The organism is Mycobacterium sp. MUNTM1 (genome assembly GCF_054660795.1).
Genome location: NZ_BAAGDE010000004.1, coordinates 117,483 through 134,898, shown reverse-complemented (window position 1 = coordinate 134,898; position 17,416 = coordinate 117,483). Strand labels below are relative to the sequence as shown.

Genomic DNA, 17,416 nt, shown 5'->3' with positions numbered 1-17,416 from the left:
TACCCGCCGGAGAAGTCGTTCACACCGTAGAAAATCGCGGCCGACGTGAAAACGACCCGCCACGACATCGTGGCGGGTCGTCTCGGACCGGCATCAGCCGGCCATGAACTCCTGGTAGGCCGACTCGAGGTAGGGCGGCAGCGCGGAGACATTGCACTGTCGTTCGGTGTCACCGATCGGTGCCAGGATGCCGCGCAGGTCGTTGTACTCCTGCGGGTGGCCGGTGAAGTAGCCGCGCAGGCTCGATTCGGCCTGCGGCCGCGGCTGCCCGTAGGCGGCCGTCACCACCTGGTTGGCGCCGGGGTGCGCCGCCAGATACTGCTGGGCGGAGCCCTCCACCGTGGAGACGGTGTTGTTTACACCGGCGGGGCTGCAGTCGGGTGCAGCGGCCGCCGATGGCGCACCGACGATCCCCATGGCCATTCCCCCGAGCAAGCAGCCGGCACTGATCCCGGCAACTTTCCGGCGCGCGACAATACTGCTGATTTTCATGATGTTTGTGTCCTTCGAAACGAAAATGATTTCTCTCGCCAGAGGCTCCCGATCCTCGAAATCCAAAGTAGCGGAAGCCCACAATGACCGTGTTCGCTGACGACGAACGCCGGGCGACACTAGGACCCCTCATGGAGTATTTCGCTAAGCGAACGATCAAGCGATCGCCGAATTTTTAAGAAATCGGTCCGGTTTCTAAGGAACCGACGTCGCGATCGTGACGGAATTGTTATCCGGGGCGCGGGCCAGTGCTCGGGCTCGAGCCGTCCCCGTCCACGGCATGATGCCCGTTGGTGCTGGGCGGAGCCATGGTCTGCAACCACGTGTCGATATCCGGGCCGATGACTATCGCCTGGCCCGAAGCGAGCAGCGCCCCGGTGCCCAACGCGGCGACCGCGGGTTCCACGGTTCGCACCTGCCGGCTATCGCCTTGCTGGGCAAGCAGTTTCGTTGTCAGGTCGGGCAGCCGGATGGCGTCCGGGCCGGTGATGGTGCGCGGCGTGTGCGTCTGTCCCAGGGCCGACTCGACCAACACGTCGGCGACGGTGTCGGCGGCAATGGGCTGAATCAGCCAGTCCTCGACGACCACTTCCTCGGCGGTGCAGGTCACCGCGTCGTGGTTGGTCGCGAACTCGTACCACTGCGTCGACTTGACGATCGTCGCCGGCACCGGACCGTCGAGCAGGATTTCCTTGGCTTCCCGCTTGGCTTCGTAGTAGGGAAAGCCGTCGAATACCGGGTCTTCGATGCACGCCATCGTCGACACCACGAGCCGCTGCACTTCCTGCCGGGCGCACGCGCCCATGATGTTGCGCGAGGCGGTCGCGAGCGTCTGGGTGATGTCGGACCGCCCGTCGGGCGGCACCGGATTGGACACGTCGATGGCGACGTCGACGCCCGTGAGCGCTTGCGAAAGATCCCGGCCGTTGAACAGGTCGACGCCGTGCTCGCGTGAGATCTCTACGACCGCGACGTCGCGCGATTTCAGCCTGGCCACAACGCGGGATCCGGCTGTTCCGGTTGCCCCTATGACGGCGATGGTGGTCAATTGCTTCCCCCCTTCCATGCCGCGGCCCGTAGTTCTACCCGGTAATGCGTCGTTCAAACCGACGGATTGCCCCGGGCAATGCGTGAGCTCGGGCGGGAACCGCCACCGGCGTGATCACGCGCACAGCAATCCCCGATGTCCAGGCGCAACGCAGGCCCCGGTCGTTTGACGGACCGCCCGGTGGGAACGCCCTAGGTGCCATCGAGCGCAAGCTCAGTAACCACCGAGAGGGAGGTCGAACCCATGGGGGATGACAAGAGCGGGCCGGAAGAGGCGGTCAAGGGCGCCGTCGAAGGCGTGAAGGGTAAAGCCAAAGAGGTCGGCGGGGCCGTGCTCGGGCGCGACGACCTGAGCAGAGAGGGCAAGGCACAGCAGGACAAAGCCGACGCCCAACGCGATGCGGGCAAGAAGGAAGCCGAAGCCGAGTCGGCGCGGGCCGGCGCTGACGCCGCCGAAGAGCGCCAGAAAAAGAACCAGTAGGCCACCCGCAAAGGGGCCCGGTCCGATCGTCGGGCCGGGCCCCTTTCGCACGTAGGGTGTTCCGACGGCGTTGACTTCGCCGATCGATGGTTTCAAGCCGCTCTACCGGGTAATCCCCGGCTTGAGTCGCCTTTCGGCATGGCGGATGAGCGAGGTGGGAGATGGGCCTGCGGGATCGGGTATTCAGCGTGGTCGCTTTTCTGCGGGCCGGCTATCCTAGGCGCGCACCCGAAGTGGGGTACGCACCGCTGCTGGCGCTGTTGCCGCGGCGCCTGTCCGACGACGAAATCATCGCCATCGCCAAGCGACTCCTCACGCCCCGCCGGCACGCCATCGACGAGGCCGACGTCGGTGTGGAGATCATCGGCGTCACCGACGAGATGCCCTCCACCGACGACATCGAGCGCGTTCTGGTCGCGGTGCAGGCGGGCCGTCACGAAGGCTGAACCCTCAGACCCGTTGCAGATCCACCACCAGCGGACGGTGGTCGGAGATGGTCATGAGATCGGATTGCGCGGGACCGCCGCGCAGCCGGTGATCGTCGGTCAGGATGTGGTCGAGCTGACGGTTGGGCAGGTCCGCGGGAAACGTCTGGGCGGCCGCCAGAGCGCGCATCCCCGACCAACGGCGCACGGTCTTCGGGGTCATGTTCAGGTCACCGGTCAACAACCGCGGACCCGGGAAGCCGCGCAAATCGTGAAGCAGTCGGCGCAACTGGCGCCGGTTCCAGCCCGGGACAAAGGACAGGTGCGTGTTGGCCACCGTGAGTCCGCCCAACGGTGTACGCAATTGCGCGATCACCGCCGCCCGTGGTTCCTCATCGACGACCATGACCCGGTTCGGCCCCGGCAAATACATCGGAAAACGCATCGGGATCCGGGGCAACCGCACCACCTGCCAACTGTCCACCGGATATCGGGACAGCAGCGCGATCCCGTATGCGGCTGTGCCGGGTTGCTCGCGGCCCGTCGCGGCCATCCATGTCGCCCCGGGCGTGCCCGAAATGGCCGCCACGAACCGGTGTTCCACCGCGCCCATGGCTTCGGCCGCCGCGGCGGTCAGGTCCGCGCGCTCGGAGCGGGGCTGATCGCAGTCGACCTCTTGCAAGCTGAGCACGTCCGCGTCAAGGCGTTGCACGCAGTCACGCAGCCGCTGAACGACGACGCCATCTCCGACGGTGCGCCCATGCAAGATGTTGAACGTCGCCACACGCATAGGATGTCGGCTACCCACTTTCCCCCTCGCGCAGTCACAGGGGGTTGTTCCCGCCGCAGGCTCACGGGGCTACGCGAGCCGAGCCGACAGGCATCCCGGGGGCGTCGCGCCCGGGTGCGGTCACCGAAATACGACCTCGCCCACCGCAAGCAACCGTGGTAGCACGAAGCCGGGCAGATTGGGCGCGGCTGTGTCGCCATCGCGCCCCAACTGGCTTCGGTAGCATTGCGCGGCACGGCGTTTGCGCTCCGTCGCCCAACTGGAAGTGGGCACCGCGTAGGCCCGGTCCCACGGGACGGCGTCGTCGGCCGGAAACGCCCAGTGCCACATCCACACCGGATATTCCAATAACGTCGACCCGGTAAGGGCGCAGGCGACCGAGGCCGCACGCCCCACGGCTTCGTGGTCGGGATGACCGTCTCCCCGCCACGTCGCGGCGCACCAGGTCGTCGGGCCGGCGTCGTCGAGGATTGCGGTCAGCATCTCGGTGAGCCTGTCAACGTGTCTTGTCAGTTCACCGGCGGACAGACCCAGCCGCAGCGGGGGAGGGATGTTCAAAATATTTGTCGCTCTGCGTAATTCGTAGCGACGAATGGTCTCGATGCGAAGCCGTTCCGATGCCGACGCGCCGGGCCGGGCGGCGCCGCCATCGCTGGCGCAGACAACGCGAACGGGAACTCCGGCGGCGGCCAATTGGGTGATCATCGCACCCACGCCAAGGGTTTCGTCATCGGGCTGAGCGGCCAGCACGATCAACTGCTCGCACTCCGTTAAATCCAGTGTCGGCAGCGGGCGCTCCTCGAAGCTGGCCAGCCACAACGGCGCTGGCGTACCGCCGTGAGTCAGCGGCTTGGCCGCAAACCGCGCGCAGTTGCCCGCAGCCGCCGTTTTCATGGCACTCGCATCCCCTGATGACCCGCCAGCCGCCCGAGTTCGGCAAGATCCCGCTCGGCGTGGCTCTGCCGGATGTAGATGCTCAGGTCGGCCACCCGCTGCGCGTGCCGGCCATCCTGGCACAGCGGCCCGGGCCCCAACGCGCGCCCGGTGCGGGTGATGGCCTCGTCGACCGCGTGTTCCACCACCGTGCGAGCCCGGCGGGCAAGAAGCTGCGCCATGCCCGCCCGGTCGAACGGATCATCGTCGATCTGACTCGCGGCCGCGGCCAGGATCGCGTCACTGGCCGCCAGTGCGGCGTCCACCGCGCCAAGGTGCGCGAGCGAGTATGCATCGGCCGACTGGCTTGCGGCGCAACGGTATAGCGGGTCGGCGACCCGCCGCGCGCCGCCCAACCAGCAGGCGGCCACCCCGATGGCGCCGTGCCAGAACCCGGGCCGATTCAGATAGGCGTCGGGGTCGCCCACCGCCACGGCTTGAGCATTGGTGAACTGGACGGGCCTGGTATCACTGCCCGCCATCCCGGCGTTCCACCACGTGCTGGGCAATGCCTTGACGCTTGGATCGGTCGCGGCGACCGCGAACAGGCCGCGCCTTCCGTCGTCGAGCCGCGCGGTCACCAACGCGTGGGTGCAAAACCCGGCGCCCGCACACCACACCTTGGTGCCGTTCAGCGTGAACGCGCCATCGCTATCGGCCGCCGTCAATGTGGCGTCGGGCGCTTCGGCCGCCCAGACACCCCACAGCTGACCCGGTTCTGGTGGCTTACCACCCAATTCGTTGAGTATCGCGACCGCATCGACATGGGCTTCGGCGATCCGGGCCGCCACGATGTTCTCCTCGGCCAGCCGCGCCAAACGCTGCCAGCGTTCCGCCGTACGCCCCGATGCCGGGAAGGGCAACTCCAGTCGTCCGGACTCCAGCCAGTGCTCAACCAAACCCGCTGTCACGCGCAATCACCCGCCGCCGTTCTCCCCAATTGCGTGAGGTAGTCGGCGAATCCATAAGGGTCCCGGGCCTGGATCCGCTTCGATGTGATCACCGACAGGTCGGTGTCTCGATGTATGTGGTGGCCAGCCGCTTCGAACCGCTCGACCAGGTCGGCCTTTTCGCCGGTTGCCAAGCTGCGAAAGCCACCGACGGCCCAATATGCGCGCGCACTGAATCCCATGTCGCCATCGACGACCTCGTGTCGGCTTTCCCGGGCATGGGCGCCGGCTTCGTAGCAGCGCATGACGCCGACGACCATGTCCGCGCTGGACCGCAACTGATCCAGCAGCCATCGCGGGTCCACCCGGCTGCCGGCATCGACGGTGGCAAACCACGTTTTGGCGTCGTCCCCCAACAGCGATCGGGCGTAACCGAGGCCGACCGCACGGGCGGTCCCGACGTTGTGCACGTCCACGCTCACGAAGTGCACGTCGGGCCCGTACTCGCCGGCCAGCTCGTCGCTGCCGTCCTCGCAGCCGTCCAGCACCACCACGATCGTGACCGGAACCGGAGCGCACAGGGCGGCGGTCAGCACCGCGCGCAGGCAGGCCGGCAGCTTTGCCCGCTCGTTGTGGGCGGGGATCACTACGGCGGCAGCGGAATAGGCGCATGGCACGGCGGTTGACATAACCCCAAGATTTCCCAACTCGCCACAAGTTAAACGACTCTGCCGCCGCCCCAGGTTGCTTCCACCGCAGGCCGGGTATGACGTATGCACCATGGCCGCCACCGACGCCCATCCCGACGCACCCGGTTGCGTCACGCGGTTGCGCGATGCGCTGCGCGGGGCGGCGTCGGCGCTCAAGGAGAACGGACCGCGTTTCGCCCTGGCCGGCAGCTACGCGTTATGGGCGTACGGGGCACCGGAGCCCAGTCATGACGTGGACCTGGTGGTGGCGGAGTCCGATGTGGAAGCGGCCGTGGCGACCCTGGCCGGCGCCGGGTTCGTCATCGAGCGCCCGCCGGAGGACTGGCTGTTCAAGGCCCGGATCGCCGACACGCTGGTCGATGTCCTGCACCGGCTCAACGGGATACCGGTCGATGCCGGCACCCTGGACCACGCTGAACGGCACGACGTGCTGGCCATCGGCATGCCGGTGCTGCCGCCGACCATGGTCCTCGTCCAGCAGCTGCGAGCGTTGAACGAGCACTACTGCGACTTCGCCAAGTTGCTGCCGGCCGTGCGAGCGGTGCGCGAACGGCTCGACTGGCAGAGCATCAAGACACTGACCGCCGACAACGATTATGCGGTCGCGTTCCTGGTCCTGACCGAACGGCTCGGCCTCACCGGCTAGTGATTGCGCAGCTTGGCCACCAGCTTGTCTTTGGTCAGGCTTGAATAGCCCGACATGCCAAGCTCTTTGGCGCGCTTCTTGAGTTCCGGCACCGTCCAGTCCTGGTACGAGCCGGACTTGCCGCCCCTGCGGGCGACCTTCGACTTACCCTGTCCGGCGGCCGCATTCGAAATCCGCGCGGCCTTTTCCTTGGAGTCGCCCTTCTTGCGCAAATCCTGGTACAACTTCTCGTTCTTGATCGACGAACGCGGCATGATTCCTCCTGTCCACGATGAGACGGCCTAACTCTCCGAGTGCCCGCCCCGGCCGCATAAAAAACCACGTCCTAGGCGGGAACCGGGTCCGTGCGCCGCTCCCAGCACCGATGCCGGGCCAGGGCGGCGGCGAATTCCTCGACGAAGCGGTCCGGCAGCTCATCGGCCGCGGCCTTGGTGGTGATGACGGATTGATCGTTGAGTACGTCGGTGTCCTCGGCCAGGCGGTTGGTGATTCCGGCGGTGCGCAGCAGGTCGACGCCCGCGCCGTAGGCGCCGATCGGCTTCAAATGCTTGTAGGCTTCCGTCACGAAATGCACGGCGTAGCCGTCATTGGACAAGGTCGATACAGACCGGGGCCCGCACGCCACCACGACGGCGTCGTACAGCACCGACGCCATCGACGTGAACGACCGGTTGACCGGTAGCTCGCCGCCGGATCCGCCCTCCAATGTGCCGCCCGCAACCGGGGCCAGCACCTCGACCATCGCGCCGCGTTCGCCCATCTGCTCGATGAAGCGCCGGGTGCCTACCACGTCGACCCCGTCGGCGGCCAGGACGGCGATCTTGCGTGAGGCGATGGTGTCGCTGACTCCGATCTGGGATAGTGCCGGCGACGCGACCACGTGGTCGTCGACCGGCTGCTCCGGCGGCTCGGGCAGCCCCAGCTTGGCCGCCACCTGGGCGGCCAGCCCGCCGTCGACCCGGGCGAGTTGTTCCACAACGGCCGAACGGATCTCGGGCATTTCGACCTTGCCGAGCTCGAAGGCGAACGCGGCGACGATGTGTTCGGCTTCCACCGGCGACATGCTCTGCCAGAACATTCGCGCCTGACTGTAGTGGTTCTCAAAGGACTTGGCGCGCTTGCGCATTGCCGCTCCGTCGAGCCGCTGCGTGTAGTGCCGAAACACGTTCTCGTCGGCCAGTGCGGGGCAGCCACCGCCGATGCTGTTCTTGAAGTAACTGGAGCGGCCCTGCGGGATCGCGTGCTGCCCGTAGCCGTCGTGCTGGTTGGTCCGGACCTCGGCCACCGGCCGGTTGATCGGCAGCTGAGCGAAGTTGGGGCCGCCCAGGCGGATCAGCTGTGTGTCGAGATAGGAGAAGTTGCGGAACTGCAGCAGCGGATCGTTCGTGAAATCGATGCCCGGCACCACGTTGGCGGTGTGGAATGCCACCTGCTCGGTCTCGGCGAAGAAGTTGTCCGGGTTGCGGTTGAGCACCATCTTGCCCACCGGCCGGACCGGAACCTGTTCCTCGGGAATGATTTTCGTCGCGTCGAGCAGGTCGAAATCGAACTTGAACTCGTCGGCCTCCGCGACGAGCTGCACGCCGAGCTCCCACTCCGGATACTGGCCCCCCTCGATCGCCTCCCACAGATCGCGCCGGTTGTAGTCGGGATCCTTGCCGGCGATCTTTTGGCATTCGTCCCAGATCAGCGAGTGCACACCGAGCCGCGGCTTCCAGTGGAATTTCACGAAAGTGCCTTCCCCGCCGGCATTCACCAGCCGGAAGGTATGCACGCCGAAGCCCTGCATCATACGGTAGCTGCGCGGCAACGCCCGGTCCGACATCAGCCACATGATGGTGTGCAGGGTCTCGGGCTGCAGCGACACGAAGTCCCACAACGTGTCGTGCGCCGACTGCGCCTGCGGAATCTCGTTGTGCGGCTCGGGTTTCACCGCGTGCACGAAGTCGGGGAACTTGATGCCGTCCTGGATGAAGAACACCGGGAAGTTGTTACCCACCAGGTCGTAATTGCCTTGTTCGGTGTAGAACTTGGTGGCAAAGCCGCGCACATCGCGGACCGTGTCGGCAGATCCACGCGACCCGGCCACAGTCGAGAACCGGACGAACACCGGTGTCTGAACGCCCGGAGTCGTGAGAAATGTCGCCGCGGTGTAATCGGCCAGCCAATCGTCGTATGGCTCGAAGTAACCGTAGGCGCCGGCCCCGCGTGCGTGCACCACGCGCTCCGGAATGCGCTCGTGGTCGAAGTGGGTGATCTTCTCTCGGGCGTGGAAGTCCTCCAGCAGCGTCGGGCCCCGCTCTCCAACGGTCAGCGAATCGTCGGTGTGATCGACGCGAACACCCTGCTGCGTGGTCAGGTATCCGGTGTCGCGTCGAAACCGGGCGGGCTCCAGATCGCGCTGCTTCGGATTCTGGTCGGTGGCCATGACTCATCTCCTTCCAACGGGGAGGGGAGTACCACCGTGCAACCGGGGCAAACGGCACGAACGAGGCCCTATTCACCACGAGGAGGGTTGCCTACCATCTATAGGGGTAGTCGAAAGTGGTGATTGAGACGGCTGAAGTCGACGCCCTGCAAGGTGTGGTAGCAATTGGTGCGTCGGCAGGCGGTGTCGAGGCGCTGTCGAATCTCGCCGCCGGGTTGTCGGCGGACGTACCCTATGCCTACTTGATGGTGCTCCATGTGCCCGCGGGAGCCCCAAGTATTTTGGCCCGCATCATCGATCGCAGTGGACCGTTGCCCGCGACCGCCGCCGAACATGGCGCGGCCCTCGAACCCGGCCAGATCTACGTCGGTGTCCCCGACCGCCACCTGCTGGTCGCCGATCGTCACGTGCTGCTGTCACAGGGGCCGACCGAGAACGGGCACCGGCCCGCCATCAATGCATTGTTCCGTTCGGTGGCCTTGGCTTTCGGACCGCGCGCGATCGGCGTGCTGCTGTCCGGTGTGCTCGACGATGGTGTGCTGGGAATGGGCGCCATCCGTTCGCGTGGCGGCACGACCGTCGGACAGTTACCCGAGGACGCGTTGTTCCCGGCGATGCCGACCAACGCCGTGCAGGCCGGCGTGGTGGATCGGCAGGCCGCGGTCGCCGACATCGGTGCGGTCCTCAAAGAGCTGTCGCAGCGAGAGATAGAGGATTCTGACATGGAGCGCGACTCCGCGATGGAGCTCGAGAACCGCATCGCCATGATGTCGCGGTTCTCCACCGATTTCGACACCGAGAAACTGGGGGCCCCGTCGGGCTATACCTGTCCGGACTGCAACGGTTCGCTGGTTTCCATCAGCAAGGGAAACTTCCGCTGCCAGGTCGGGCATGCCTGGACGGCCGAGGCGCTGCTCGGCGCGCGGGACACCGAGCTCGAGGGGGCGATGTGGATCGCGGTGCGCAGCCTGCAGGAAAAAGCCAGGCTGGCCCGTGACATGGCGGGCAAAGCGGGAACGGGGCTACTGTCCCGGCGCTACGCGGCGATCGCGGAGGAGGCCGAGCGCGCGCTGGCCCTGCTCAGCGACCGGCTGTCGACCACCGCTTCGCACGAGGGTGAAGCCGGATGACCGAGGAGCCGAATGCCGCCGTCCGTATCCGCGCGGAATCGCATGAGGACACGCCTGTCCTGGTGGTGGAGGGCGACCTCGACAGCTCGACCTACCGGACCGTTCGCGACGCCGTCATCAAGGCGGCGATCGACGAGCCGCAGGCGGTGATCGTCGACATCAACGCTTTGCGGGCGTCGACCAGCTCGGCCTGGGCGGTGTTCACCAGCGCCCGCTGGCACGTCAGCGTCTGGCCCGACGTGCCGATCCTGCTGGTGTGCGCCGACCTGCGGGCGCACCGGGAGATGACCAAGGCCGGCGTCACCCGTTATGTACCAATACATTCCACCCTCGGACTCGCGCTGGATGCCGTGCGGGGCCAGTCGCTGCAGGTTCGGCGGCGGGCGCGCACCGAGCTGGCGCGCAGCATCAGCAGCGTCGATACCGCCCGCAGTGTGATCGCCGACTGGCTGACCCAATGGGACGTTCCTGAAGCGATCCCGGCCGCGGCCACGGTGGCGACCGTCTTCGTCGAGAACGTCCTCGACCATACGGAGAGCGCGCCGGCGCTGATTGTCGAGAGCCACCAAGACACCGTCACCGTCGCGGTGGAGGACGGCAGCTTCCACCTGCCGGGCCGGCACGAGGACGCCGACCGCGGGGCCGACATCGTCTCCGGACTGGCGATCGTGTCTGCGCTGTGCCGCGTGTGGGGGGCCACCCCCACGTCGTCCGGCAAAACGGTGTGGGGATCGGTCGGGCGGGAAAACCAGCTCTGACGCCGCGAGTAGTGTTCAAGTCCTTCGGTGAACCCTTAATCCGGACGGGACTTGCATGGAATCCACGACCGACGAGGCCTTCGAGGCTCTGTTGCGCTACATGCGCGATTCCCGCGGGTTCGACTTCACGGGTTACAAGCGCACGTCACTGATGCGCCGCGTCCGGCACCGGATGGACCAGGCGGGCTATACCGCGTTCGACGAGTACCTCGACTTTCTGCAGGCCAGCTCGGACGAATTCACCGCGCTCTTCAACACCATCCTGATCAACGTCACGTCGTTCTTTCGCGACCCGGACGCATGGGAGTTCGTCAGTACCGAGGTCATTCCTCGGCTGCTGGCCGAGCGGGGTCCCAACGACCCGATCCGGGTGTGGAGCGCGGGCTGCGCCTCGGGCCAAGAGGCATACACCCTGGCCATGCTGCTGGCCGAGGCGTTGGGACCCGACGGGTTCCGGCAGCGGGTCAAGATCTACGCCACCGACGTCGACGAGGATGCGCTCACCGAGGCGCGCATCGCCTCCTACGATGCCAAGGCGGTCGAGTCCGTACCGGCGGATCTGTTGGGCCGCTACTTCGAACAGGTCAATGGCCGCTATGTCTTTCACAAGGACCTGCGGCGCGCGGTGATCTTCGGCCGCAACGACCTGGTCAAGGACGCGCCCATCTCGCGCGTCGATCTGCTGGTGTGCCGCAACAGCTTGATGTACCTGAACGCCGAGACACAGCGAAATGTGTTGGGGCGTCTGCATTTTGCACTCGCGCCGCAGGGCACGCTATTCCTCGGCCACGCCGAGATGCTGCTTAGTCACGGCGACCGGTTCGCCCCGCTGAACCTGAAACACCGAATCTTCCGCAAGGCGGCCGGAACGCACGGCGGCGCGGATCGCTACGACCCGAACGCCGGGTTCTACGAACGCAATGTGGACCTGTCGGGGTTGACGACAGTGCGCGATCTGGCCTTCCGCGCCAGCCCGGTGGCCCAGATCGTGGTCACCGGCGAGGACACCGTCGCGATGATCAACCAGCAGGCGGAGACCATCTTCGGACTCTCGGCCCGCGACATCGGCCGGCTGCTGCGCGACCTCGAGGTGTCCTACCGCCCGGTGGAGCTGCGCGCCTACCTGGAGCAGGCCAAGGTCGAGCGCCGCTCCGCGCGAATCCAGGACGTCAAATGGCAGCGGCCGGGCGCCGAAACGGTGTGGTTCGAAATCCACGTCAACCCGCTCGTCGACGCCGAGAACGGCTTGCTCGGGGTGTCGATCGTGTTCTTCGACGTCACCGCGACCCGCGCGCTGCTGGACAAGGTCGTCCAAACCAACCGCCAGCTCGAGGCGGCCTACGAGGAGCTGCAGTCCACCAACGAGGAGCTCGAGACCACGAACGAGGAGCTGCAGTCCACCGTCGAGGAGCTCGAGACCACGAACGAGGAGCTGCAGTCCACCAACGAGGAACTCGAGACGATGAACGAGGAGCTGCAGTCCACCAACGACGAGCTGCACACCATCAACGACATGCTGCGCGAGCGCAGCCTGGAACTCGACGAAGCAAAGCTCTTCCAGGATTCGCTGATCGACTCTGTTCGGATGGGCATGGTGGTGGTCGACCGGGAGATGAAGGTGATCCTGTGGAACCGCGGCTGTGAAGAGCTCTGGGGGCTGCGGGCCGACGAGACGATCGGGACGGGGCTGACCAATCTGGACATCGGCCTGCCGCTCGACGCGGTGCGGCCCCTGATCGGCAACGCTTTCGTTGACCCGGACAGCTCCGGTGAAGCGGTAGTGGAGGCGGTCAACAGGCGTGGCCGCCCCGCGACGGTGCGCATCACCTGCACGTCGTTCCGGTCCAGCGAGGGGACGGTCGGCGGGGCGCTGCTGCTGATGGAGGTTGTGGGCTAGTCACCCGCGATGTCGCGGTGTGACGTAGCGCGTCGAGGCTTCCTCGGCGGCCTGATGAGCCAGTTGCGCACGGCAACGCGACTCCTCGGCCCTGCGCCGTGCCACGGCAACCGTCTCCTGTGTGGCGCCGAATCCCACCGTGAGCTCCTTGCGGCGGCGTTCCAGCTCCGTCGCGCGCAGCCGGGCCAGCTCACCCCGCGCCGCCGCGGTGTTCGTGCTGAACCTCGGGGGCAGCCGCTCGAGAATGCCATGCGTGGTGGCGGTGGTAGCGGATCGGTCCACGGCAGGTTGTATCGGCGGTTCTCGTCGCGGGGGTAGCGCCGCCCCTCCGACAACGGCAGTGAGGACGCCGGCGATTTCTGCGACGTCCAACACGAAATCGGCACCGGCGCGCGCGGCGGCGATCGGCATCGACGGGTACTGTGCGGTCTCCGGGCTTTGGGCGATGACGATGGCGCCGGCCCGCTTCATCGCGACGGTGCCCGCCGCGCCGTCATGTCCGGAACCCGACAGCACCACCGCGACGCTGCGCGGGCCGTACGACCCGGCGATTGATGCCAGCAGCGAGTCGAACACCAGCGCCTGATGGCTCTGCGCATCGCGCAGGCGACAGCGCCCTTCCGAGGTCAGTTCCAGCAGCACGCCCGGTGGACAGACGACGACCTGCCCGGGTCGCAAGAGCAGCCCATCCTGCGCCCAGCTGATCGCACGTCCCGTCTGCCTGCGCAGGATTGTGGTCAGCAGGCTGTCGTGACCGCCCAGGTGTTGCTGCACGACGACGGCCGCGGGAAAGTCGGAAGCCAGACCCCGCAATACGGTCGTCAGAGCTTCCAACCCTCCTGCCGATGCCAGCAGGACCACCAGCTGAACGCCCCGGCCATGCCCGTCAGTCGTCACCTCTTAAGTCTCCACCTTGTCGTCCCGCCGCCAAAGTCCTGCGGTGGACGATCCCGCGTCGGCGCATTCCAGCAGCTCACCGGGGTTGGACAGGCGATTCTCGGCCAGCCTGCAAAGTGGCCGTCCGGCCCGTTTCGCGAACATCGGGCGGGGTATGCAACCTGGTGTTGGCGGATGGACGATGGCGCGCGGAGGGAATTGCAGTTGAAGATTGCAATTGTCAGCGGCGATGACGTCGTCGGGGCGGACCCCGAGGAGCTGTGTGCTGCGCTGGCCGACCAGGGGCACGAGGCGACGGTGCATCTGCGACGTGCCGGTCGACACTCGGTAAGGGCGGCCGCCGACGGCTACTACCGCTGCCAGTCGGTTACCGTCGGCCCGCGCAAACCCGCATCGACCATCGACGTCCTGCCCTACGTAGGGGACTGGGCCGTCAAGCTCGAGCGGACCTGGTCGTTGGAGCCGCCGGACGTCGTGCACGCCTATGGCTGGCTCGGCGGCCTGGCCGCTCAGCTCGCCGCTCGCCGTCGGCGCATCCCCGTCGTGCAGACATTCCTCGGTCTGGCCGCGACATCACGCGGCCACGCCGACGGCCACAACAGCGAACGCGAGCGCATAGAGCCGCTGCTGGCGCGCAGCGCGAGTTGGGTGACGGGCGAGAGCAGCCTGGACGTCGACGCGCTGGCCCGGCTGCGCCACCGCCGGACCCGGGTGTCTGCCTTGACCTGCGGCGTGGACGCCGAGCGCTATGCCCCGACCGGTCCCGCTTTCTCGCGTAACGGCCTGCAGCGCATTGTGTGCGTGGCACCGAATCCCTTGTGGCGCCACGGCATCGATATCGCAATCCGCGCTTTGCCCACGGTGCGTGGTGCGGAGCTGGTGATCGCCGAGAATGACGCGACGAACGCCGATCACAACGACGCGCGGGCCCGATTGCGGCATCTCGCGGAACTGCTGGGTGTGGCCGACCGCGTCAGTTTTGCCGGCACGGTCGCCGATGACGACCTGCCGAAACTGATCCGGTCCGCCGACGTGCTGGTGTGCACTCCGCGCGAGCCGCCTCGTGCCACCACCGTGTTGCAGGCCATGGCCACCGGGGTGGTCGTGGTCGTGGCCAGTGTCGGTGTGCTGGCCGACGTCGTGCTCGACGACATCACCGGGCTGATGCTGTCGCCGGAGAATCCGGTCGGCTTGGCTGCGGCGTTGAGAAGGCTTCTCGCTCATAGCTTTCAATGCGAGAGCATGGGCGCTGCGGGCCGCAGTCGCGCCACCTCACGCTTCGCTTGGGAGCGAATAGCGCTCGACGCGCTGAATATTTACGGCAGCATCGCGTCGCCGGACCGGGCACCGATAGGTACGGCGCGGTGATGCGGCCCCTTGTGGCCCTTTCGGAGGGCCGGCCATGACGACCGCGACGAGCAAAATCGACGGCGAGGTCCCCAAGCTGGTCATCGATTCCGACGGTGAGGGAACTCGGTCCGGCTTTTGCCCGCGCCGTCCTGTGCTCGCGGCGGATGCCGAGCATGGATTCCGTCCGGTCGCCGTGCAGTACAAGCAGTTTCGCACGGCCGATGCGCATGCGGCACGTCGGTTCTTCGCCGGCGCGTATCGGCCGGGCTGGCGGACCTCCGGGCTTGGCAATCACGTCGTGGTGTCACACCGGCGCAGTGACGCGGGCTCGATGAGCGTCGACGAGGTGATGATCCAGGGACGCGTGACGATCGAGATTCCGGCGGCCGACACCATTGTGGTGATCCAGCCGCGCGCCGGATCGTTGAGTGTCGCGGGCGGTCCCGTGCTGACCGCCGATTTTCCGATCCTCGCGGCCGACGGAAAGTCTCGCGTATTACATTGCAACAACGTGCGTTTCGACGTGGTGACGGTCGACGCGGACGTACTGCACAAGGTGGCCGCGGACTGGCACACGTCGCTGGGTCAACAGACCCAGTTCGTGAATTGGCGGCCCCGTTCCCGTGCGGCCGTGCGGGCATGGCATCGGGCTCTGGACTACGTGGAAGCCACCCTGGCGTCCACCGACACCGCCCAGCAGCCGCTGATCGCCGCGGGCATGGCCCACCTGGTGGTCGGTGCGCTGCTCGAGTGTTACCCCTCCAATCTCACCGAACAGGATCCGGCCGGCGATCTGGCGGTCCCCGACAGCCTCAGGGAGGCGGTGGCTTTCATCCACCGCCATATCTCCGAAGACATCGGCATCAACGAAGTCGCGGACGCGGTCCATCTGACGCCTCGGGCGGTCCAATACCTGTTTCGCCGGCAGCTCGACACGACGCCGACGGAATACATGCGTCGTGTGCGGCTCGGCCACGCCCATCAAGAGCTGGTGGCGGTAACCGCCGCCGCATCCACCGTCACCGAGATCGCCCAGCGGTGGGGGTTCGCCCATACCGGCCGGTTCGCGGTGCTCTACCGGCAAACCTACGGCCAGAGCCCGCACACCACGCTGCGGCAGCAGGCCTCGTCAGCCTGATTCCGGCCCGGTCACCCATTCAGCTTGTGCAGCAACTGGTTCGCGGCGTAGCGGCCGCTGGCCAACGCCCCCGTCACCGTGGACGGATTGTCGACGCCCACAGCCTCACCCGCCAGGTAAAGCCGGTCGCCGATCGGTTGCTGCAGTCGGCGCCGGTCGTCCAGGCCGGAGCCGGGCGGGTGAAACGAATACGCGCCGAGCGCGTACGGGTCGAGGGTCCAGTTCGACGTTCGCACGTCCGTCAGCGCCACGTTGTCACCGAAAAGCCGGCGGGCCACCGGCAGCGCGCCGGCCAGCAGATCCTTTGTCGCACACGATTCCACGAACCGTCCGCGCCCGCCGCCGTGAAAGGCCACGACGATGGGACCGGCGGCATCCGGCAAGGTGAACCATTGCGACCACAGCCCACCTTGGGGACCGATGTGCTGATAGAAAGCGTTGTCCGCCTTCCACGTTCGTTGATCGAAGCGAAAGAAGCTCTTGGACAACACCCCGAAGCCCAGCGCCTGCACGGCCCGGGCATGGCCAGCGGGCAGTGGCGGATCGAAGGCGATCGCACCGGATTTCAGCACGCCGAGGGGGACCGTCACGATCGCGGCGGGCCCCTGAAACGATCTGTCCTTGGTCCGCGCGATCACGGTATCGTCGCGCTGGACGATCGCGGTGACGGGCGAGTTGAGCTCGATCGTGAGTCCGCCGGCGAGCGATTTCGGCAGGGCGTCATAACCGTTCGTGATGACGCCTTGGTCGCCGCCGGCGTAGTCACCCTTGTCAAAGCCGCCAACCGAGAGCTGGTTCGCGTCGGCGCCGTACTCGTCCTCGATCTCGGTGGTGAGGTAGAACGCCAGTTGCGTGCGATCGGCCGCGGACAGCCGTGCGCTGTCGGCGGCGGCTTGTACGGCGGCGCCCAGACTCCCCGCACCGGCCTGACCGCGCGCCCGCTCGACAAACGATCGCCAGGTCGCGCTGCGGTAATCCAGCGGCGCCACGGCTGGATCCACCGCGAGCTTGGCCCATCCGTAGTAGTCGGTGCTGACCAGCTGCGCTCCTGCCCGCCGGGCCAGCTCGGTGACCGGGTTGCCCGCCATGCCGTGAATCCACGACGCACCCATCTCCAGGGGCGTGCCCCAGTCACGGTCGGTACACACCCTGCCGCCGATGCGGCCGCGGGCTTCGATGACGCGAACCGGCCGTCCGGCCTCGGCAAGGCTGCGGGCGGCCGACAGGCCCGCCATCCCGGCGCCGACGACAAGGACCGACGTGGTGTCCGGCGGCGCGGGCCGGTCGGACGCGCCACCGCCCGAGCGAGTCGGTGGGTTGGGCGCGCAGGCGGCCGTCAGCCCACCGCCGGCCACCCCGGTCGCGGCCGCGAAGAATGCCCGACGCGACAACCCAGACACGTGT

The 17,416-nt window shown here is 67.0% G+C and carries 18 protein-coding genes; 8 read left to right on the top strand and 10 right to left on the bottom strand.

The window, feature by feature from the left end; translation table 11 throughout:
* Window positions 1-93: 93 nt before the first annotated feature.
* Both ACYQ8K_RS03970 and ACYQ8K_RS03965 read right to left on the bottom strand, forming a co-directional pair.
* Window positions 94-492 (bottom strand): heme-binding protein, encoded by a 399-nt coding sequence (locus ACYQ8K_RS03970; RefSeq protein WP_459967039.1) that lies wholly within the window; start codon window positions 490-492, stop codon window positions 94-96.
* A gap of 229 nt (window positions 493-721) precedes the next feature.
* Window positions 722-1,558 carry an SDR family oxidoreductase gene (locus ACYQ8K_RS03965; RefSeq protein WP_459967040.1) on the bottom strand — a complete coding sequence of 279 codons (837 nt, stop codon included), beginning with the start codon at window positions 1,556-1,558 and terminating at the stop codon, window positions 722-724.
* A 225-nt stretch (window positions 1,559-1,783) separates the two neighbouring features.
* Here ACYQ8K_RS03965 and mbp1 point away from each other — a divergent pair, with 225 nt between their 5' ends.
* Both mbp1 and ACYQ8K_RS03955 read left to right on the top strand, forming a co-directional pair.
* Complete coding sequence (mbp1, locus tag ACYQ8K_RS03960; protein WP_459967041.1) at window positions 1,784-2,020, top strand: microaggregate-binding protein 1; 237 nt, start codon at window positions 1,784-1,786, stop codon at window positions 2,018-2,020.
* 161 nt (window positions 2,021-2,181) lie between these two features.
* Complete coding sequence (locus ACYQ8K_RS03955) at window positions 2,182-2,466, top strand: DUF3349 domain-containing protein (RefSeq protein ID WP_459967042.1); 285 nt, start codon at window positions 2,182-2,184, stop codon at window positions 2,464-2,466.
* Between the two features lie 4 nt (window positions 2,467-2,470).
* On the opposite strand, the gene ACYQ8K_RS03950 is transcribed toward ACYQ8K_RS03955, so the two are convergent.
* From ACYQ8K_RS03950 to ACYQ8K_RS03935, 4 genes are all read right to left on the bottom strand, one after another.
* Window positions 2,471-3,235 (bottom strand): endonuclease/exonuclease/phosphatase family protein, encoded by a 765-nt coding sequence (locus tag ACYQ8K_RS03950; protein WP_459967043.1) that lies wholly within the window; start codon window positions 3,233-3,235, stop codon window positions 2,471-2,473.
* Between the two features lie 120 nt (window positions 3,236-3,355).
* Window positions 3,356-4,129 carry a PIG-L deacetylase family protein gene (locus ACYQ8K_RS03945; protein WP_459967044.1) on the bottom strand — a complete coding sequence of 258 codons (774 nt, stop codon included), beginning with the start codon at window positions 4,127-4,129 and terminating at the stop codon, window positions 3,356-3,358.
* A complete protein-coding gene (locus ACYQ8K_RS03940; protein WP_459967045.1) occupies window positions 4,126-5,079 on the bottom strand; it encodes an acyl-CoA dehydrogenase family protein in 954 nt (317 codons plus the stop codon). The genes ACYQ8K_RS03945 and ACYQ8K_RS03940 overlap by 4 nt, the downstream gene beginning before the upstream one ends.
* Window positions 5,076-5,747, bottom strand: coding sequence for a glycosyltransferase family 2 protein (locus ACYQ8K_RS03935; RefSeq protein WP_459967047.1), 672 nt, complete (start codon window positions 5,745-5,747; stop codon window positions 5,076-5,078). The genes ACYQ8K_RS03940 and ACYQ8K_RS03935 overlap by 4 nt, the downstream gene beginning before the upstream one ends.
* Before the next feature lie 91 nt (window positions 5,748-5,838).
* Between ACYQ8K_RS03935 and ACYQ8K_RS03930 the strand changes: the two genes are divergently transcribed.
* Window positions 5,839-6,414, top strand: coding sequence for a nucleotidyltransferase family protein (locus tag ACYQ8K_RS03930; protein WP_459967048.1), 576 nt, complete (start codon window positions 5,839-5,841; stop codon window positions 6,412-6,414).
* Here ACYQ8K_RS03930 and ACYQ8K_RS03925 read toward each other — a convergent pair.
* Both ACYQ8K_RS03925 and ACYQ8K_RS03920 read right to left on the bottom strand, forming a co-directional pair.
* On the bottom strand, window positions 6,411-6,668 hold the full coding sequence (locus ACYQ8K_RS03925; RefSeq protein WP_065030913.1) for a DUF7218 family protein: 258 nt from the start codon (window positions 6,666-6,668) through the stop codon (window positions 6,411-6,413). The genes ACYQ8K_RS03930 and ACYQ8K_RS03925 overlap by 4 nt on opposite strands.
* 71 nt (window positions 6,669-6,739) lie before the next feature.
* Window positions 6,740-8,842, bottom strand: coding sequence for a catalase (locus ACYQ8K_RS03920; protein WP_459967050.1), 2,103 nt, complete (start codon window positions 8,840-8,842; stop codon window positions 6,740-6,742).
* Between the two features lie 116 nt (window positions 8,843-8,958).
* Between ACYQ8K_RS03920 and ACYQ8K_RS03915 the strand changes: the two genes are divergently transcribed.
* The 3 genes from ACYQ8K_RS03915 to ACYQ8K_RS03905 are packed head-to-tail and all read left to right on the top strand — an operon-like array spanning window position 8,959 to window position 12,627.
* Window positions 8,959-9,972, top strand: coding sequence for a chemotaxis protein CheB (locus ACYQ8K_RS03915; protein WP_459967052.1), 1,014 nt, complete (start codon window positions 8,959-8,961; stop codon window positions 9,970-9,972).
* Window positions 9,969-10,730: an STAS domain-containing protein gene (locus ACYQ8K_RS03910; RefSeq protein ID WP_459967053.1), complete on the top strand. Its 762-nt coding sequence runs from the start codon at window positions 9,969-9,971 to the stop codon at window positions 10,728-10,730. The genes ACYQ8K_RS03915 and ACYQ8K_RS03910 overlap by 4 nt, the downstream gene beginning before the upstream one ends.
* A 55-nt stretch (window positions 10,731-10,785) precedes the next feature.
* Complete coding sequence (locus ACYQ8K_RS03905; RefSeq protein ID WP_459967054.1) at window positions 10,786-12,627, top strand: CheR family methyltransferase; 1,842 nt, start codon at window positions 10,786-10,788, stop codon at window positions 12,625-12,627.
* Here the strand turns inward: ACYQ8K_RS03905 and ACYQ8K_RS03900 are convergent, their stop codons facing one another.
* A complete protein-coding gene (locus ACYQ8K_RS03900; protein WP_459967055.1) occupies window positions 12,628-13,524 on the bottom strand; it encodes a chemotaxis protein CheB in 897 nt (298 codons plus the stop codon).
* A 204-nt stretch (window positions 13,525-13,728) separates the two neighbouring features.
* Here ACYQ8K_RS03900 and ACYQ8K_RS03895 point away from each other — a divergent pair, with 204 nt between their 5' ends.
* Complete coding sequence (locus tag ACYQ8K_RS03895; RefSeq protein ID WP_459967056.1) at window positions 13,729-14,892, top strand: glycosyltransferase; 1,164 nt, start codon at window positions 13,729-13,731, stop codon at window positions 14,890-14,892.
* Window positions 14,893-14,926: 34 nt separating this feature from the next.
* The gene (locus tag ACYQ8K_RS03890) at window positions 14,927-16,012 is read left to right on the top strand and encodes an AraC family transcriptional regulator (protein ID WP_459967058.1); all 1,086 of its coding nucleotides are present in this window, start codon (window positions 14,927-14,929) and stop codon (window positions 16,010-16,012) included.
* An 11-nt stretch (window positions 16,013-16,023) separates the two neighbouring features.
* Here ACYQ8K_RS03890 and ACYQ8K_RS03885 read toward each other — a convergent pair whose 3' ends face one another.
* Complete coding sequence (locus ACYQ8K_RS03885) at window positions 16,024-17,412, bottom strand: flavin monoamine oxidase family protein (RefSeq protein ID WP_459967059.1); 1,389 nt, start codon at window positions 17,410-17,412, stop codon at window positions 16,024-16,026.
* Between the last annotated feature and the right edge of the window lie 4 nt (window positions 17,413-17,416).

Bases quoted from the DNA above. Each gene is read 5' to 3' on its own strand.
- ACYQ8K_RS03890 (WP_459967058.1), top strand. From the start codon at position 14,927: ATGACGACCGCGACGAGCAAAATCGACGGCGAGGTCCCCAAGCTGGTC.
- mbp1 (WP_459967041.1), top strand. From the start codon at position 1,784: ATGGGGGATGACAAGAGCGGGCCGGAAGAGGCGGTCAAGGGCGCCGTC.
- ACYQ8K_RS03970 (WP_459967039.1), bottom strand. From the start codon at position 492: ATGAAAATCAGCAGTATTGTCGCGCGCCGGAAAGTTGCCGGGATCAGT.
- ACYQ8K_RS03945 (WP_459967044.1), bottom strand. From the start codon at position 4,129: ATGAAAACGGCGGCTGCGGGCAACTGCGCGCGGTTTGCGGCCAAGCCG.
- ACYQ8K_RS03930 (WP_459967048.1), top strand. From the start codon at position 5,839: ATGGCCGCCACCGACGCCCATCCCGACGCACCCGGTTGCGTCACGCGG.
- ACYQ8K_RS03935 (WP_459967047.1), bottom strand. From the start codon at position 5,747: ATGTCAACCGCCGTGCCATGCGCCTATTCCGCTGCCGCCGTAGTGATC.
- ACYQ8K_RS03925 (WP_065030913.1), bottom strand. From the start codon at position 6,668: ATGCCGCGTTCGTCGATCAAGAACGAGAAGTTGTACCAGGATTTGCGC.
- ACYQ8K_RS03965 (WP_459967040.1), bottom strand. From the start codon at position 1,558: ATGGAAGGGGGGAAGCAATTGACCACCATCGCCGTCATAGGGGCAACC.
- ACYQ8K_RS03950 (WP_459967043.1), bottom strand. From the start codon at position 3,235: ATGCGTGTGGCGACGTTCAACATCTTGCATGGGCGCACCGTCGGAGAT.
- ACYQ8K_RS03920 (WP_459967050.1), bottom strand. From the start codon at position 8,842: ATGGCCACCGACCAGAATCCGAAGCAGCGCGATCTGGAGCCCGCCCGG.
- ACYQ8K_RS03955 (WP_459967042.1), top strand. From the start codon at position 2,182: ATGGGCCTGCGGGATCGGGTATTCAGCGTGGTCGCTTTTCTGCGGGCC.
- ACYQ8K_RS03905 (WP_459967054.1), top strand. From the start codon at position 10,786: ATGGAATCCACGACCGACGAGGCCTTCGAGGCTCTGTTGCGCTACATG.
- ACYQ8K_RS03910 (WP_459967053.1), top strand. From the start codon at position 9,969: ATGACCGAGGAGCCGAATGCCGCCGTCCGTATCCGCGCGGAATCGCAT.